This window comes from Ruegeria sp. YKSF070 (assembly GCF_059612725.1).
This window is the reverse complement of sequence record NZ_JBXWRD010000007.1, coordinates 110300-125506: the sequence shown is the minus strand read 5'-3', so window position 1 is coordinate 125506 and position 15207 is coordinate 110300. Positions and strand designations below refer to the sequence as shown.

The window sequence follows — 15207 nt, the reverse complement described above, 5'->3', positions numbered from 1 at the left end:
TGCCCGCGCTCCCTTGTGCTGCCGTTTGGGTTCAATATGGAAGCTGTTGGCGATTAACGCAAACCCGCACGTGTCGCGGCGCGCAGGACCGCCTCGGCGACTGTCTCGGCCGCCACATGTTGGGGCATGTGGCCGATGCCGGGCAGGGCGGTCAGCACCGCGCCGGGGATCTGCCGCGACAGGGTGGCCGAATGCAGGTCGAAATTCACGGTGTCATCTTCGGTTCCATGCACGATCTCGGTGGGCACCGCGATTTCGCGATATCGCGGATGCAGCGCCTTGATTTCCTCCAACAGGCTGGCCCGGTGTCGCGCATTGGCCCTGAGCGAGCCGCGACGCAGGGACAGGCCGGGGCCGAAATGCGCGTCATAGCCTGCGGGTGCCGGTTGCGGGGCGAAGACGTCGTCCAGCGCGCGGGCGACATAGCTGTCGGGCACATAGGCGGTGATCAGTGGCACTGCCACCGCCGCGCCCAGCCGGGTCGAGGTGATCCGATAGAGCAGGTCGAGCGGCGTGGTCCAGGGGTTCGACGCGGCGGCCACCGGTACCAGCGCCGCCAGCCGGTCGGGGTGATGCACCGCCCAGGCCAGCGCCACCGCGCCGCCATAGCTGTGGCCCAGCACGATGGGACGTTCGGCGCCCAGTTGCACCGCCGCCCGCATCAACAGCTGCGCCTGACCGGCGATATCCTCGGCCCCGGCGGGGGCAGGATCGGAATAGCCCAGCCCGGGCCGGTCCAGCAGGATGACGCGGAAATGCCCGGCCAGGATCGGCGCAAGTACAAAGCTCAGATCGCGGGTATTGCCGTTCGAGCCGTGGATCATCACCAGTTCCGGGCCGCTGCCCATGACCTCGGCATGGATGCGCGTCCCGTCCACGGTGACAAACTGGCCCTGCGGGGGATGGCTGGCCTGCGCGCGTGCCTCGTGCCGGGCGGCACGCCACAGGGTCAGCGCCCAGAATCCCCCCGCCAGCAACAATAGGATCAGCAGCACCCGCATGACCGCTCAGCCCCGCAGGTCGGTGGATTCCAACCCGATCCGCGCCATATCATAGGGCGTGGTCTCGTAGATTTCGCTGATCCAGTTGCCATAGAGCAAATGCGCATGGCTGCGCCAGCGGTTGAGCGGCTGCCGCGAGGGATCGTCGTCGGGATAATAGTTGATCGGCACGTTGATCGCGGTGCCGCCCGCGACGTCGCGGTCATATTCCTGTTTGAGCGTGTCGCTGTCATATTCGAAATGGTTGAAGATATAGAGCGCGCGATGCTCCGGATCGGCGACCAGGCAGGGGCCGACCTCGTCGCTGCCCAACAGGGTCACCAGCTCGGGCACCGCGTCGATCTCGGCCTGTTTCATCTCGGTCCAGCGGCTGACCGGGATCACGAAATCATCCGAGAATCCGCGCAGATAGGGCGAGGCCGGGTCCAGATTACGGTGCCGGAAACAACCAAATGCCTTGTGGTCCAGCATATGTTTGCGGATGCCGTGGAAATGGTTGATCATTGCCATCCCGCCCCAACAGACGCCGAATGTTGAATGCACGTTGGTCTGGGTCCAGGCGAACACCTCGCGCAATTCGTCCCAATAGGTGACGTCCGAAAACTCCAGATGTTCAATCGGGGCGCCGGTGATGATCAGCCCGTCGAACTTCTCGTCGCGCACCTCCTGAAAGGGGCGATAGAATTCTTCCATATGTTCGGCGGCGGTGGTCTTGGTCTGATGCTCGGTCATCCGGATCAGGCTTAGTTCGATCTGGAGCGGCGTGGCGCCGATCAGACGGGCGAACTGGGTCTCGGTCTGGATCTTCTTGGGCATCAGGTTCAGAAGCCCGATCCGCAGGGGCCGGATATCCTGCCGCGCGGCCTGATCCTCGGACATGACCATGACCCCCTCGCGGGTCAGAATGTCATATGCAGGCAGATGTGCGGGGATTTTGATAGGCATGTCGCGGGCTTCCTTTCCGAGATTTGGAGGTAAGCCATCACATGCAAAAGTGCCAGCCCCTATCACGGTCCTGTGGCTGCCACGCCGCGCTCGATGACCGGGCTGTCCGCAAGGGCCTGTTGATCGGGTGAAATGGCAGCCCGTAGGGGAATCGAACCCCTCTTTCCAGGTTGAAAACCTGGCGTCCTAACCGATAGACGAACGGGCCGCGCTTGGCGTGAGGCGGCTTTTACGGAGAGTCGCGGCACGGCGCAAGAGGGGAAATGCGAAATTCTCTCGGCATTTGTCGCCTGCCTGGCTGCTCTGGAAAGGCCCGCATTCGGGCAGCACAACATAAGCGGAACAGCCGCTGCATCGGCGGCGATGCGGGGTAGACCAAGAGGATATCAGGGAGAAATGGCAGCCCGTAGGGGAATCGAACCCCTCTTTCCAGGTTGAAAACCTGGCGTCCTAACCGATAGACGAACGGGCCACGCTGGCTTGTGGAGGGCGTTTTATGGTGTCCTCCTGTCCCTCGCAAGTGGAAAAACACTATTCGTTAAACTTTTTTTCAAGGCTATGAAAACCCTTAGTTTTCAAAAGGTCAGGCGCGCGCGACGTCGTCCACGCGCAGCTGCACGCTCTGCCTGCCGCCCCAGGAATTGATCTCGAGCCGGCCCGCGAAATGGAACCGGGCGCCGCCGTGGTTTTCCAGCATCGGACCGATCTCGCCATCGAAGGCGCCAAACAGGATCGCGTCCAGCCCGCCGCCCATCCCGTCGGCCAGCGACAGTTTCAAATGCGATGCGCCGACCCGTTTGGCAAAGCGGATTTGCAGGTCGGGCAGGGCAAAGCGCGGGGCAGGGGCGCCGGCGCCATAAGGGCCTGCCAGCTCGATCTGTTCCAGCAGCTCGACCGTGGCCGCGCCCGGCATCAGAACGCCGTCCAGCCGCAAATCCACCGGCCCGCCTTGTCCCGCACCTTGTTTGGCCAGCAGTTCTGACAGCCGTTCCATCGCCGGCTCCAGCCGGTCGCGCAGCACTGTCAGACCGGCGGCCATCTTGTGACCGCCGCCCTTGACCAGCAGCCCCTCGGATGCCAGCCGCTGGATCGCCGCACCCAGATCGACACCCGCCACCGAGCGGCCCGAGCCCTTGCCCTCGTCGCCGTCGAAACCGATGACTATGGCGGGCCGGTTGGCGGCATCCTTCAGGCGCGAGGCGACAATGCCCACCACGCCCGGATGCCAGCCCTCGCCCGCCGCCCAGACCAACGGCGCCTCAAGCCCGCGGGTTTCGGCCTGATCCAGTGCCGCGGCGCGCACGGCGGTTTCGATCTCGCGCCTCTCGGTATTGAGCAGGTCCAGCCGCTCGGCCAGGGCCTGCGCCTCGCTCATGTTGTCGGTGCCGAGCAGGCGGGCGCCCAGATCGGCTTGCCCGATGCGGCCCCCGGCATTGACGCGTGGCCCCAGCAGAAAGCCCAGGTGATAGGTGTTGGGCATGGCGTCCATGCGCGCGATATCGGCCAGCGCCACCAGGCCGGGCCGCTGCCGCTGCGCCATCACCTTCAGCCCCTGGCGAACCAGCGCCCGGTTCGCCTCGATCAGCGGCGCCACATCGGCCACGGTGGCCAGCGCCACCAGGTCGAGCATCGCCATCAGGTCCGGCCCGCGTTGCCCACGCGTGCGCAGTTGGCGGCCTGCCTCGACCAGCATCAGGAATACCACGCCGGCGGCGCAGAAATAGCCCAGATCGCCACTCTCGTCCTGTCGGTTGGGGTTCACCACCGCCACGCAATCGGGCAGGGTCTCGGCCCCCAGATGGTGGTCCAGCACGATGACATCGGCGCCCTTGGCGGCGGCGATCGGGCCATGGCTGAGCGTGCCGCAATCGACACATACGATCAGGTCATGGCCCCGGGCCAGGTCCGCCATCGCGGCCTCGTTGGGGCCATAGCCTTCGTCGATACGGTCGGGCACATACAGCGTGGCTCCCAACCCCATCTCGCGCAGCCAGCAGATCAGCAGCGCCGCCGAACTGCCGCCATCCACGTCGTAATCGGCAAAGACCGCGATCCGCTGACGCCGGGCCACCGCGGCCAGGAACCGTGTCGCCGCGATTTCCATATCCTTCAGCTTGCGCGGATCGGGCAGCAGTTCCTTGAGCTTGGGGTCAAGGAAGCCGCGCGCCTCGATCGCCGGGACCCCGCGCCGGGCCAGCACCTGGCACACCGCCTGCGGGAGGTCGGTCTGCTGCCGCATCATCTGCGCCGCCCGCTCGGTCTCGAGATCGGGGCCGACCCAGCGCCGCCCGCTCAGGGACTGTTCGATGCCCAGATAGCTCACCACTCACCTCATGCGCAAAGGCCGGACCCGCCCAGGACCCGGCCCTTCATTTCGCCTCAAATACTCCCGCCGGAGGCTGCGGCGTCAGCCGCATTCCCCGCCAAAGGCTCAGACCGGGGTACGATAGCTCATCCGCCGCACCGAGCCGGTCTTGGACCGCATCAGCAGCGTCGTGGTCTCGACCCAGCCGGGCTCGCGCTTGATGCGCGGCAACAGCGACCCGCCGGTCACCCCGGTGGCGGCAAAGATCACGTCCTGCGTCACCATCTCGTCGCGGGTATAGACGCGGTTCAGATCGGTGATGCCGGCCTTGGCGGCGCGGCCGCGCTCGTCATCGTTGCGGAACAGCAGCCGGCCAAATATTTGCCCGCCCATGCATTTCAAAGCAGCCGCCGCCAGCACCCCCTCGGGCGCGCCGCCCGAGCCCATATACATGTCGATGCCGGTGGTCTCGGCCTCGGCGCAATGCATCACCCCGGCGACGTCACCATCGGTGATCAGCCGGATCGACGCGCCGGTTTCGCGCACTTCGGCGATCATCGCCTCGTGGCGCGGACGCTCCAGAATGCAGACGGTGATGTCTGACGGCTTGCAGCCCTTGGCCGCTGCCAGCGCCTCGACCCGTTCGCGCGGCGACATGTCGAGCGAGACCACGCCCTCGGCATAGCCCGGGCCGATGGCGAGCTTGTCCATATAGACGTCGGGCGCATGCAGCATCGAGCCGCGCGGGCCCATGGCGATCACGGTCAGCGCGTTGGGCATGTCCTTGGCGGTCAGCGTGGTGCCTTCCAGCGGATCCAGCGCGATATCGACGCCCGGGCCGTTGCCGGTGCCCACTTCCTCGCCGATATACAGCATCGGCGCCTCGTCGCGTTCGCCTTCGCCGATCACCACCACACCGGCGATGTCGAGTAGGTTCAGCTGTTCGCGCATGGCGTTCACGGCGGCCTGGTCGGCGGCCTTCTCATCGCCGCGTCCAATCAGCGAAGCCGAGGCCAGCGCGGCCTGTTCGGCCACGCGCGCGAGGCCCAGGGAAAGCATACGGTCATGAAATTCGGGCATGGAGGACATGAATAATTCCTTGCAGATGGCTTACTGACCCTCTAGCGCAGCGCGGCGGGGTTCCACAAGCATGTTTGCGAAAACGGTTCGGGCGGGTCAGACCGCCTCGATTCTCAGCGCCACAGGTTCGGCGGCCAGAACACCCGCCGCCGTCATGGCATTGAGTGCGGCGTCCAGATCGGCGCGCTGGGTCTTGTGAGTGACGATCACCACCGGCGCCTCGGCGCTGTCATGGCCGGTCTGGCGCATCCGGTTGATGCTGACCCCGGCATCGCCCAGCGCGGCGGCCACCTTGGCCAGCGCACCCGGACGGTCGGGCAGCAGCAGGCGCAGGTAATACGGCGCCGGAGAGTTTGATTGCGCGCTGTCAGCCTCGGCCAGCGTGGCGGCGGGCTGGCCGAATACCGGCAGGCGGAAGCCGCGCGCGATATCGCAGATATCACCCAGCACGGCGCTGGCCGTGGGGCCTTCACCCGCGCCAGGGCCGCGCAGAACGATCTGTTCCACGGCGTCGCCCTCGATCACCACCATGTTGGTGCCGCCCTCGAGCTGGCCAAGCGGTGAGTCCGCCGGCACCAGACAGGGCCGCATCCGCTGTTCCAGCCCGCGCCCGCTGCGCTGGGCCACGCCCAGCAGCTTGATCCGATAGCCCATATCGGCGGCATAGGCGATATCTTCGAGGTTGATGCGCTCGATCCCCTCGATGTCGATTCCGTCGAAATGAGGTTTGGTTCCAAAGGCGATGGCGGCCAGCAGTGCCAGCTTGTGCGCCGCGTCGATCCCGCCCACATCCAGCGTCGGATCGGCCTCGAGATAGCCCAGTTCGGCGCATTCCTGAAACAGCGCGTTATAGCCTTTACGCTGCGATTCCATCCGCGTCAGGATATAGTTGCAGGTGCCGTTCATGACCCCCATCACGCGGGTGATCTCGTTGCCGGCCAGCCCTTCGGTCAGGGCCTTGATCACCGGGATGCCACCGGCGACCGCGGCCTCGAACCGGATCACCCGGCCTGCGTTCTCGGCCTGTTCGGCCAGGGCCTGGCCATGGATGGCCAGCAGCGCCTTGTTGGCGGTGACCACGTCCTTGCCGGTAGCGAGCGCGGCCTCGATCGAGGCCTTGGCGGGGCCGTTCTCGCCCCCCATCAATTCGACGAACACATCGACATCGTCGCGGCGGGCGAGGGCGACCGGGTCGGTTTCCCACGCGTAAGAGGACAGGTTGATGCCCCGGTCCTTGCCCGCATCGCGGGCCGAAACGGCCACGATCTCGATCCGGCGCCCGGTACGCGCCTCGAGCAGATCGGCCTGACGGCGGATGATGCGCACAACGCCGACGCCCACGGTTCCCAATCCCGCGATCCCAAGCCGCAATGCCGGTTTCATGCTGTCTGTCCTTTCTGCTCGTGCCTGGTGCGGCCCTGCCGGGTCGCTCCCTTGCGGCGTGCCTTAGCCCGTTCGGGGCGGGCGTGCAATCGTCGGGCGTGTTATTCGGTCTCGCTTTGCGAGGCGTCTTCGTGCGTCGCCTCTTGCAGGCGCCGGGCGCGCTGGGCCAAGGCGTCGCGGCGCGCTTCGAGGGACTTCTGCACCGCCAGGGCCTCGCCCTCGGGGTCGTCGGGCGGGCCAAGAGCCTCGTCCAGTGGCACCAGTTTGGGAAATTCCGCTTTGCGCAGATCGGGGCCGATCCGCTCGTTCAACTCAGGCACCTGTGTGCAGGCCGCCGCCAGCAGCAGCAAAGAAAGAAATGCGGATCTAGGCATGCGGCCACCGGACCTGTTGAAGGGTGCCCCTTTTGTCGTAAATTGCGGGCTGCGGCGCAAGCGGGGCTTTTATCTGAACGTATGTTCAGATAGCGTGACCCCATGGCACGTACCCAAGGCTCTCATTCCGATATCACCGGCCCGCGCATTCAGGACGCGGCGCTCAGGCTGTTTGCGCGGCACGGGTTTGCCGCGGTGTCGATGCGCCAGATCGCCGGCGAGGTGGGGGTGCAGGCGGGCGCGCTCTACAACTATACACCGGACAAGCAGAGCCTGCTGTTTGGGCTGATGCACCGGCACATGGACGAACTCCTGTCGGCGCGCCAAGATCGGGTGCGTGGCGATGCGCTGACCCGGTTGCGCGATTTCGTGGGCTTTCACATCCGGTTCCACCTGAACAGGCCCGACGAGGTTTTCATCGCCTATATGGAACTCCGCAACCTGACGCCCGAGAATTTCGCGACCATCGAAGGGCTGCGGAGATGCTATGAGGATGATCTGGAGGCGATCCTGCGGGCCGGGGTCGCCGAGGGCGCCTTTGCGGTGCCCGATACCAAGATCGCGACGCTGGCGGTGATCGCGATGCTGAACGGGGTCAATACCTGGTACCGGGCCGAGGGGCGGTTGTCGCTCGACCAGGTGGAAGGCATCTATTGGGATATGGTGCGCAAGGCGGTGGCGGCCTAGTCGTTTTCCGTTTCGGAAAACGGCCCGGAAAACGCATGTTTTCCGGGCCGGGATTCTTGCAAAATTCCGCGCGCCTCAATGCGCGGGGCGAATGAAGGTGCCGTTGCGCAGGTCGCGCATGGCCTGCATCAGCTCTTCCTGCGTGTTCATCACGATCGGCCCGTGCCAGGCCACCGGCTCGGCGATCGGCGCGCCCGAGATCAACAGGAAACGCACCCCCTCCGGCCCGGCCTGCACCGTCACCTCGTCGCCTGTGCCGAAGCGGATCAGGGTGCGGTCGCCGGACAGGTCACGGATATTGACCTCCTCGCCCGCCACCTCCTTTTCCAGCAGCACACCGGTTGGCGCCGAGGCATCGGCAAACGCGCCTGCGCCTTCGAACACATAGGCAAAGGCGCGGCGATAGGTGTCGATCCGGAACGTCTTCTTCACCCCCGCCGGAACAAAGACATCGAGATATTGCGGATCGGCGGCGATCCCGTCCACCGGGCCGGTCTTGCCCCAGAAGCTACCGACGATCACCCGTACCCTTGTGCCGTCATCGTCGATCACCTCGGGGATTTCGCTGCCGGCCACATCCTGATAGCGGGGTGCCGTCATCTTCTGGCTGGCGGGCAGGTTGCCCCAAAGCTGGAAACCGTGCATCTGCCCTTGCGGATTTCCTTTCGGCATCTCCTGATGCAGGATGCCCGACCCGGCGGTCATCCATTGCACGTCGCCCGCGCCCAGCGTGCCTGTATTGCCCAGCGAATCCCCGTGCTCCACCGTGCCAGCCAGCACATAGGTGATGGTTTCGATGCCGCGATGGGGATGCCATGGAAACCCGCGCAGGTAATCCTGCGGATGCTCGTTGCGGAAATCGTCAAACAGCAGGAACGGGTCCAGCTCGGTCGGGTCATGAAAGCCAAAGGCGCGGTGCAGCTTGACCCCCGCACCTTCGAGCGCGGGGGTTGCGCGGCGGGTTTCAAGGATGGGACGAATGGACATGGTGGGGTCTCGCTTGGGCTGTGAAAGCTGGTGAAAAGATAGGAGGCGCGGTCGCCAAGGCAATTCCGCGTCGCGCCACCGGGCTTGTGCAGCGGCGCACAGCCGCCTGATTGTCAGGTTCGGGTTCTGGCCCACCACTCCGCAGGTTTGCGCCGCTTGCCGTGCCCGCGCGCCAGCCGCAGCGCCAGGTGGCGCAGCGGCGACAGCGCGAGCCGCAGCCATAATCGGTTGCGCCGCCGCGCATAGTCGCGGTTGAACGGGCAGACCCGCATGCAGATCGCGCAATCCGAGGCGAGCTTGGCCCAGAAGCCGAAACATTTCTCGGCATCCGAGGTCCATTTGCGCACACCCCGGATGGCCGAGACATTCGGCGCCACATCCGAGGGCGGCCCATAGGGCAGCGCCTTGACCGGGCAGGCATCGGCACAGGCGGTGCAGATGTCGCAAAAGGCGCGCACGCCCCGTGGGCGCGGCACATCATGGGCCAGTGGCAGGTTCGTGAACACCTTGGAAAACCTCAGCCGGGGGCCGAATTCCGGCGTGATCACCATCTGGTTGCGGGCATATTCGCCCAAGCCCGCCTTGACCGCATAGGGGATCACCAGCCCGGTGTCGTTCATCGAGGCCACGGCCTCGTATCCCAGATTGCGGATATAGGCGGCCAGTTGCATCACCACCGCTGCCTCGTGGCTGTATTCGCGCCCGGTGGCGGCCCCGGCCAACGCCGAGGGGTAGGTGGCCACCAGGTCGCGCTCCATCTCGTGGCCCAGCACGATGACCGAGGTCAGACCCTGCGGCAGGCCCAACGGCGCCTCGCTCATGTCGCGGGTATCGACGCGGGTGGTATAGTGCCAGCGTTCGTCCAGCTCGGTCACGCCGCACAGATCGGCACCAAAGAAGTGAGCGACGCGCTTGATCTCGGCGCGCATGGCGGCGGGATCGTCGACCTCGACCTGTTGCGGCGCCACCGGCGTGTCATAGCTGATCGGGGCCTGGAACCCCTCGCGCCGCCCCTCGGCAGCAAACCGGTTGGTGACCACGTCCGAGATCAGCCAGGCGGCGTTGCGCAGCGCGAAATCACGCTGGGTGAACCCATCGCCCCGGCGCGGCGCCGCCTCCATCCGGTAGGAGGCAAAGAAGGCATCTGTCTGTTTCGACCGCACCGACGGATCCCACATGGCGCGGGTGAACACGTCATTGCGCTGGGAAAAGCGCTCAAAAGCCTCGGTGGTCTCGATCCCGGCGGCGGCATCGGTCGGACGGGTACGGTCGGGCCGGTTGGCGGGATAGCTCATGGCCACCACGCTAACTCGGGGTTTGTGGGTAGGGCAAGATGCCTGTTCGGCGCCTGCGCAATCGGTTATGCAGGCGCAACGGACAAGGGGACGCAAGCAGATGCAGGATGAGGTTTTAGCTACGATCGAGGCATCGGCACCCCGGCGCTGGCTGGCGCTGGCGGTGCTGACGATTTTGGGCGCGCTGCTGATCTATGTGGCGGTCGTAACACCGCCCGCGCTGGTCTGGCAGGTCTTTCTGATCGTGCTGGGGGCGCTGACGCTGTGGCTGGCGCAGCGCATGTTCCAGGCGACGGCGGGGCGGGTCGAGATGACTGCGACGGAATTGCGCGGCAGTGACGGCACCGTGATCGCGCGCATTGCCGATATCGAGGCCCTGGACCGGGGCGTCTTTGCGTTCAAGCCGTCGAACGGGTTCCTGCTGCGTACCTCTGTGCCGGGCGGGCGCATATGGCAGCCGGGCCTGTGGTGGCGGATGGGCCGCCGGATCGGCATCGGCGGCGTCACCCCCGGGTCGCAGACGAAATTCATGGCCGAGATGCTCTCGGCCATGATGGCGGAACGCGATGGAACCTTGCCGCGCTAAGCGTCAGACGCTGCCGGCGATCTCGTTGGTGAAACGCGGACGGGTAAAGATGAAGGTTTCCATGTCGGTGTCTTCCAGCCCGACCCGGAAGGGTGATCGGTAAACGTTCCTCGTTTCGACCAGGATCAGCGTGTCCTGATCGGACATCGGCGGCAGGCGCGGGCTGACCGTAGCGACATTGGCGTTGCTCAACGTACCATCAAAGCCGCGATTGGCCGACCAGCGTACCCGGTGCCGGTTCTGCTTCTGGTCATAGCGCAGCAGCGAGATGCGAACCTGAAGATTGTCGGTGTCCTGCACCATATGTTCGAACAGATCGACCATCGAATCGATATAGGCATCGTCAATGGTGCGCGTCTCGCGCGAGATCAGATCGCCGATCGTATAGGCGGCTTTCACGTTCGAGGCCGCCTCACGGTACCCATCGAAATAGGTATAGCCGATCATGATGGTCCAGAACAGCATCGGCACCGTCAGCAGTGCCTCGACCGCGATCGAACCTTCTTCGTTACGGCGGAACAGGCGCAGAGAGTTTAGAATGCGTGTCATCAGCATGGCGTTACAACGGCTCCTGCACAAAGACCGACATGGCGGTCAGGGCATACTGACCTTCTTCGTTGGCCAGAGTCGCCCCCAGCGTCGAGGTCGGAAAGATCGGGTCGATCTTGGCACAGGCCCGCAGCACCATCAGCTCGTTGGCCTGACCGTTCTCGAAGTTACGCACCGGGCGCGCCTCGGCGGACAGGTCGGTGCAGTCCGGCGTTGCCGGTAGGGTGATGCCGGCATAGGGGTCCTGGCGGATCATCTCGAGCTTGAGGTTGGTGCTGCAGCTGCGGATGAACACGGCCTTGTCGCAGATCCGCGACTTGAGCTCGTTGTGACCGGGGTTGGAGCCCGTGTTCAGGCGCAGATCGCGCACCACAATATCCACCGCCCGTTCCAGCATCGCGTGGTTCAGCGTCATGAAGGTCAACTCGACCCCCGCCAGCATCACCCCGATCACCGCCGGGAACACGATAACGAATTCCACCGTTGCGTTGCCGTCCTCGCCCTTGCGGAACCGGCGCAGGAAAGTGCTCAGTCGCCGTATCATTGTGTCAACCTCAGCTTGCGGATCGACGAGGCGATCGAGGTGAAGGCGTCGCTGATCTCCAGCCCTACGGCATCATAGTAGTGACTGTCCGAGCTGGCGCAGCGCTTGAGTACGCGGCGGCCGTTCGCGGGGGCCTCGAAGCCGACGGTATAGACGATGATACCCTCGTCCTTGGCCGCGTCGCAGACATGGTCCGTGCGCTGGTCCTTGGCCGTGGCCTCCTTGTGCGTCATGGCGGCAGTGTACCATTCCGCCCAGGCGTTGCTGGTGAATTCGAAGTTGTAATAGGCGTTATAGGCCAGCGATACCTTAGCAAAGAGATCGGCATAGGTCAGTTGAACGGCGGTTCCCGGCTCGTCATGCATGGCGCAGTTGTATTGGCCATTGGAATTGTAGCCGCAGACCTCGCTCTGACCGTTGCCATAGGGGTGGTCCGACCAGCGGTTCTGGTCCGGCCAGTAGTAAGAGTCGCCGCCGTTGTCGTGATAGATGCTGAACGCATCGGTGGTGTTGTTGTCGGGCGACCCGCTGATCACATCTTCGGCCGCGTTGTACCAGACCGGTGAGTTTCCGGTGCGCAGCGACGGGTTCAGCATGTACTGGTCGGTGTTCTCACCGTCCGACATGACGATCAGCACCTTGAGCACATCGCCCGAGTCATAGGCGCTGGGGCGACCCTGAAAGATCGCGGGAACCTTGTTGTCGGCGATCAGGCCGCTGATCACGCTCTGGGTGCCGGGATCCAGCATGACGACCCCCCACTTGGTGCCGATATCGATCGAGGTGTTGCCGCGACCGGTCATCCCGTCGATATAGTTTTCCAACACCGTCTGGTTGTTGGTGAACGGCAGGATCGCGGTGCTCGCGCGCACCGGGCAGACCGGCGTCGTAATCGGATCCTTGGAATAGGTGAACGGGTCGAAATGCATCGTCCGTTCCAGCGGCGTCACACGCGACAGGCCGGGCTGGCTGAATTCGTCATCGATGAAGTTCACGCAATGCGAGTAGGTGTGCTCGGTGCTGACATTGTAATAGGGCAGGATGTCGGGGCCGGCATTGACCTGGGTTGCATAGGGAATGATCGAGATCGAAACCGCGCCCGGTTCGGTCGCGGACAGCATGTGATCGATGAATTCCTTGGCCGCGTTCTTGAGGTTATAGAGCCGGCTGCTGCTGTTCATCGAACCCGACACGTCGAGCACCAGCGAGATTTCAACGTTTCCGATGCTTTCCTCGGCGGTGCTGGCGGCGGGAATCGTCAGGGTGTCATAGCCCGAGAGTTTCATGAAATGGGTGGGCAGATCTGCGGTGGCGGTCGCGGAAACCTTTCGATAACCGAGACCCTCTTCAACCGAGATGCTGGAGAGATATTCGAGCAACCCGGCCTTTTCGAGATACGAGCGCACCACGGTTTCGGGCGAAACCTGTTGGTCGAGGTCGGCCGCGGCGAGAACGGCGCGGTCCATCGTATATTGCAACGCGGCGCGTTTCTGCTCATAGCGCATCAGGTCCACGCCTATTCCCGCGGCACCGACAAGGGCCAGGAACAGAAACAGCGCCATCACGGTCATCAGCCCGTCTTCTTCGCGCGCAAATGCATGGCCGCGGTCCCTGAGCCGGGTATGAACACGACGCGTTGCCGCACCGATGCTGATCAGCGTATCGAACATCTTCCACCTACCTTCCCGGCAGAACCCCAGCCGGAGATCACAGTTCCACTTACGGTTTGTGCCCGGCAAAGATGGCAGGATTGGGGCGCAATTCGCCCGAAAGGGTGAATGTTAACCGTGTGTTAAAGACATTCCGACTGGTTGCGTCGGCTTTGTTTCCCCTGTGCTGACAATGAAGCCAGATACCCGCTCGAATCGCCGTTTTGACCGGTTTCGATTTCTTCAAGCGATTAAAAATGTCGCACTCCTGTGACGAAGCGTCATATGTTGCCTGCGACAAGGTGTCATCACCCGAGTCGGAGAAGGTCATGGAGGTTTTTGGTTAATGACCCGCAAGAACGAGCCCAGTTTCAGAGAAAGCGTGGATATGATGTTCAACAGGGCGGTGGCCCTGATGGACCTGCCACCGGGACTGGAAGAGAAGATCAGGGTATGCAACGCCACATACACGGTCCGGTTCGGTGTGCGCCTGCGCGGCCAGATACAGACCTTTACCGGCTATCGTTCGGTCCATTCGGAGCATATGGAACCGGTCAAGGGTGGTATCCGCTACGCGATGGCGGTGAATCAGGACGAGGTCGAGGCGCTGGCGGCGCTGATGACCTATAAATGTGCCCTGGTCGAGGCGCCCTTTGGCGGTTCGAAAGGAGGGTTGCGTATCGACCCGCGGCAATACGAAGAGCACGAGCTGGAACAGATCACCCGCCGCTTTGCCTATGAGCTGGCCAAGCGCGACCTGATCAACCCGTCCCAGAACGTGCCTGCCCCCGATATGGGTACGGGCGAGCGCGAGATGGCCTGGATCGCCGACCAATATGCGCGCATGAACACCACCGACATCAACGCGCGCGCCTGTGTCACCGGCAAGCCGCTGAATGCGGGCGGCATCCATGGCCGGGTCGAGGCCACCGGTCGCGGCGTGCAATACGCCTTGCAGGAATTCTTCCGCGACCGCGTCGGGGTTGGCAAATCGGGCCTCGAGGGCAAGCTCGACGGCAAGCGTGTCATCGTGCAGGGCCTCGGCAATGTGGGTTATCATGCGGCCAAGTTCCTGAGCGAGGAAGACGGCTGTGTTATCACCGGCATTATCGAGCGCGACGGTGCCCTGGTCAGCGCCGAGGGGCTCGATGTCGAGGCGGTGCATAACTGGATCGTCAAGCACGGTGGCGTCACCGGTTTCCCGGATGGGACTCATGTGACCGATGGCCCCAAGGTTCTCGAAGAGGAGTGCGACATCCTGATCCCGGCGGCACTGGAGGGAGTGATCAACCTTGACAACGCCGACCGGATCAAGGCGCCGCTGATCATCGAGGCCGCGAACGGCCCGGTCACCGCCGGTGCCGACGAGATCCTGCGCAAGAAGGGATGCGTGATCATTCCCGACATGTATGCCAACGCGGGCGGTGTGACGGTGTCCTATTTCGAGTGGGTCAAGAACCTCAGCCATATCCGGTTCGGCCGCATGCAGCGCCGCCAGGAAGAGGCGCGCCACCAGCTGGTGGTGGACGAGCTGGAACGGCTGGACCGCTATCTGGGCGATGCCTGGTCGATGACGCCGCAGTTCAAGGAGAAATACCTGCGCGGCGCCGACGAACTGGAGCTGGTGCGCTCGGGGCTAGATGACACCATGCGCATCGCCTATCAGGCCATGCGCGATGTCTGGCATGAACGGGGCGATGTCGAGGATCTGCGCACCGCCGCCTATCTGGTCTCGATCGACCGGGTCGCCAAGAGCTATCGCGCCAAGGGCCTTTGAACCCGGCGACCGTGTTGGGAAAGGCGCACTTCGGTGCGCCTTTTT

General features: G+C 64.1%; 14 protein-coding genes and 2 tRNA genes. 3 read left to right on the top strand and 13 right to left on the bottom strand.

What is annotated here, in order from left to right; genetic code table 11:
• Nucleotides 1–53: 53 nt before the first annotated feature.
• The 8 genes from AC2FL1_RS05930 to AC2FL1_RS05895 form a co-directional block, all read right to left on the bottom strand.
• On the bottom strand, nt 54–1001 hold the full coding sequence (locus tag AC2FL1_RS05930) for an alpha/beta fold hydrolase (protein ID WP_496824077.1): 948 nt from the start codon (nt 999–1001) through the stop codon (nt 54–56).
• Nucleotides 1002–1007: 6 nt separating this feature from the next.
• On the bottom strand, nt 1008–1946 hold the full coding sequence (gene metA / locus AC2FL1_RS05925; RefSeq protein WP_496876286.1) for a homoserine O-acetyltransferase MetA: 939 nt from the start codon (nt 1944–1946) through the stop codon (nt 1008–1010).
• Nucleotides 1947–2079: 133 nt separating this feature from the next.
• A tRNA-Glu gene (locus tag AC2FL1_RS05920) sits at nt 2080–2154 on the bottom strand.
• 189 nt (nt 2155–2343) lie between these two features.
• A tRNA-Glu gene (locus tag AC2FL1_RS05915) sits at nt 2344–2418 on the bottom strand.
• A gap of 111 nt (nt 2419–2529) precedes the next feature.
• Nucleotides 2530–4269 carry a single-stranded-DNA-specific exonuclease RecJ gene (gene recJ, locus AC2FL1_RS05910; RefSeq protein WP_496876285.1) on the bottom strand — a complete coding sequence of 580 codons (1740 nt, stop codon included), beginning with the start codon at nt 4267–4269 and terminating at the stop codon, nt 2530–2532.
• A 108-nt stretch (nt 4270–4377) separates the two neighbouring features.
• A complete protein-coding gene (gene glpX, locus AC2FL1_RS05905) occupies nt 4378–5331 on the bottom strand; it encodes a class II fructose-bisphosphatase (protein ID WP_496876284.1) in 954 nt (317 codons plus the stop codon).
• Between the two features lie 96 nt (nt 5332–5427).
• Nucleotides 5428–6714, bottom strand: coding sequence for a homoserine dehydrogenase (locus tag AC2FL1_RS05900; protein ID WP_496824071.1), 1287 nt, complete (start codon nt 6712–6714; stop codon nt 5428–5430).
• Between the two features lie 101 nt (nt 6715–6815).
• Nucleotides 6816–7088 carry a hypothetical protein gene (locus tag AC2FL1_RS05895; protein ID WP_496876283.1) on the bottom strand — a complete coding sequence of 91 codons (273 nt, stop codon included), beginning with the start codon at nt 7086–7088 and terminating at the stop codon, nt 6816–6818.
• 102 nt (nt 7089–7190) lie between these two features.
• Here AC2FL1_RS05895 and AC2FL1_RS05890 point away from each other — a divergent pair, with 102 nt between their 5' ends.
• Nucleotides 7191–7775, top strand: a complete 585-nt coding sequence (locus tag AC2FL1_RS05890) for a TetR/AcrR family transcriptional regulator (protein WP_496824067.1) — start codon at nt 7191–7193, stop codon at nt 7773–7775.
• Nucleotides 7776–7850: 75 nt separating this feature from the next.
• On the opposite strand, the gene AC2FL1_RS05885 is transcribed toward AC2FL1_RS05890, so the two are convergent.
• Nucleotides 7851–8762 (bottom strand): pirin family protein, encoded by a 912-nt coding sequence (locus AC2FL1_RS05885; RefSeq protein ID WP_496824066.1) that lies wholly within the window; start codon nt 8760–8762, stop codon nt 7851–7853.
• 113 nt (nt 8763–8875) lie between these two features.
• Nucleotides 8876–10057 carry a 4Fe-4S double cluster binding domain-containing protein gene (locus AC2FL1_RS05880; protein WP_496876282.1) on the bottom strand — a complete coding sequence of 394 codons (1182 nt, stop codon included), beginning with the start codon at nt 10055–10057 and terminating at the stop codon, nt 8876–8878.
• 100 nt (nt 10058–10157) lie between these two features.
• Between AC2FL1_RS05880 and AC2FL1_RS05875 the strand changes: the two genes are divergently transcribed.
• A complete protein-coding gene (locus tag AC2FL1_RS05875) occupies nt 10158–10643 on the top strand; it encodes a hypothetical protein (RefSeq protein ID WP_496824062.1) in 486 nt (161 codons plus the stop codon).
• A gap of 3 nt (nt 10644–10646) precedes the next feature.
• Here the strand turns inward: AC2FL1_RS05875 and AC2FL1_RS05870 are convergent, their stop codons facing one another.
• Genes AC2FL1_RS05870 through AC2FL1_RS05860 form a run of 3 tightly spaced genes read right to left on the bottom strand, consistent with a single transcriptional unit; the run spans nt 10647 to nt 13406 of the window.
• Nucleotides 10647–11192: a TadE/TadG family type IV pilus assembly protein gene (locus AC2FL1_RS05870; RefSeq protein ID WP_496876281.1), complete on the bottom strand. Its 546-nt coding sequence runs from the start codon at nt 11190–11192 to the stop codon at nt 10647–10649.
• Between the two features lie 10 nt (nt 11193–11202).
• Nucleotides 11203–11736: a TadE/TadG family type IV pilus assembly protein gene (locus tag AC2FL1_RS05865; RefSeq protein WP_496824058.1), complete on the bottom strand. Its 534-nt coding sequence runs from the start codon at nt 11734–11736 to the stop codon at nt 11203–11205.
• On the bottom strand, nt 11733–13406 hold the full coding sequence (locus AC2FL1_RS05860) for a pilus assembly protein TadG-related protein (RefSeq protein WP_496824057.1): 1674 nt from the start codon (nt 13404–13406) through the stop codon (nt 11733–11735). The genes AC2FL1_RS05865 and AC2FL1_RS05860 overlap by 4 nt, the downstream gene beginning before the upstream one ends.
• A gap of 325 nt (nt 13407–13731) precedes the next feature.
• On the opposite strand from AC2FL1_RS05860, the gene AC2FL1_RS05855 reads away from it, so the two are divergent.
• Nucleotides 13732–15162, top strand: a complete 1431-nt coding sequence (locus tag AC2FL1_RS05855; protein WP_496876280.1) for a Glu/Leu/Phe/Val family dehydrogenase — start codon at nt 13732–13734, stop codon at nt 15160–15162.
• Nucleotides 15163–15207: the final 45 nt, after the last annotated feature.

What these genes read in the sequence shown, in the direction of transcription:
- AC2FL1_RS05855 (WP_496876280.1), top strand. Translation starts at nt 13,732, where the DNA reads ATGACCCGCAAGAACGAGCCCAGTTTCAGAGAAAGCGTGGATATGATG.
- AC2FL1_RS05900 (WP_496824071.1), bottom strand. Translation starts at nt 6,714, where the DNA reads ATGAAACCGGCATTGCGGCTTGGGATCGCGGGATTGGGAACCGTGGGC.
- glpX (WP_496876284.1), bottom strand. Translation starts at nt 5,331, where the DNA reads ATGCCCGAATTTCATGACCGTATGCTTTCCCTGGGCCTCGCGCGCGTG.
- AC2FL1_RS05870 (WP_496876281.1), bottom strand. Translation starts at nt 11,192, where the DNA reads ATGACACGCATTCTAAACTCTCTGCGCCTGTTCCGCCGTAACGAAGAA.
- AC2FL1_RS05930 (WP_496824077.1), bottom strand. Translation starts at nt 1,001, where the DNA reads ATGCGGGTGCTGCTGATCCTATTGTTGCTGGCGGGGGGATTCTGGGCG.
- AC2FL1_RS05895 (WP_496876283.1), bottom strand. Translation starts at nt 7,088, where the DNA reads ATGCCTAGATCCGCATTTCTTTCTTTGCTGCTGCTGGCGGCGGCCTGC.
- AC2FL1_RS05885 (WP_496824066.1), bottom strand. Translation starts at nt 8,762, where the DNA reads ATGTCCATTCGTCCCATCCTTGAAACCCGCCGCGCAACCCCCGCGCTC.
- AC2FL1_RS05860 (WP_496824057.1), bottom strand. Translation starts at nt 13,406, where the DNA reads ATGTTCGATACGCTGATCAGCATCGGTGCGGCAACGCGTCGTGTTCAT.
- AC2FL1_RS05890 (WP_496824067.1), top strand. Translation starts at nt 7,191, where the DNA reads ATGGCACGTACCCAAGGCTCTCATTCCGATATCACCGGCCCGCGCATT.
- AC2FL1_RS05880 (WP_496876282.1), bottom strand. Translation starts at nt 10,057, where the DNA reads ATGAGCTATCCCGCCAACCGGCCCGACCGTACCCGTCCGACCGATGCC.
- AC2FL1_RS05875 (WP_496824062.1), top strand. Translation starts at nt 10,158, where the DNA reads ATGCAGGATGAGGTTTTAGCTACGATCGAGGCATCGGCACCCCGGCGC.
- AC2FL1_RS05865 (WP_496824058.1), bottom strand. Translation starts at nt 11,736, where the DNA reads ATGATACGGCGACTGAGCACTTTCCTGCGCCGGTTCCGCAAGGGCGAG.
- metA (WP_496876286.1), bottom strand. Translation starts at nt 1,946, where the DNA reads ATGCCTATCAAAATCCCCGCACATCTGCCTGCATATGACATTCTGACC.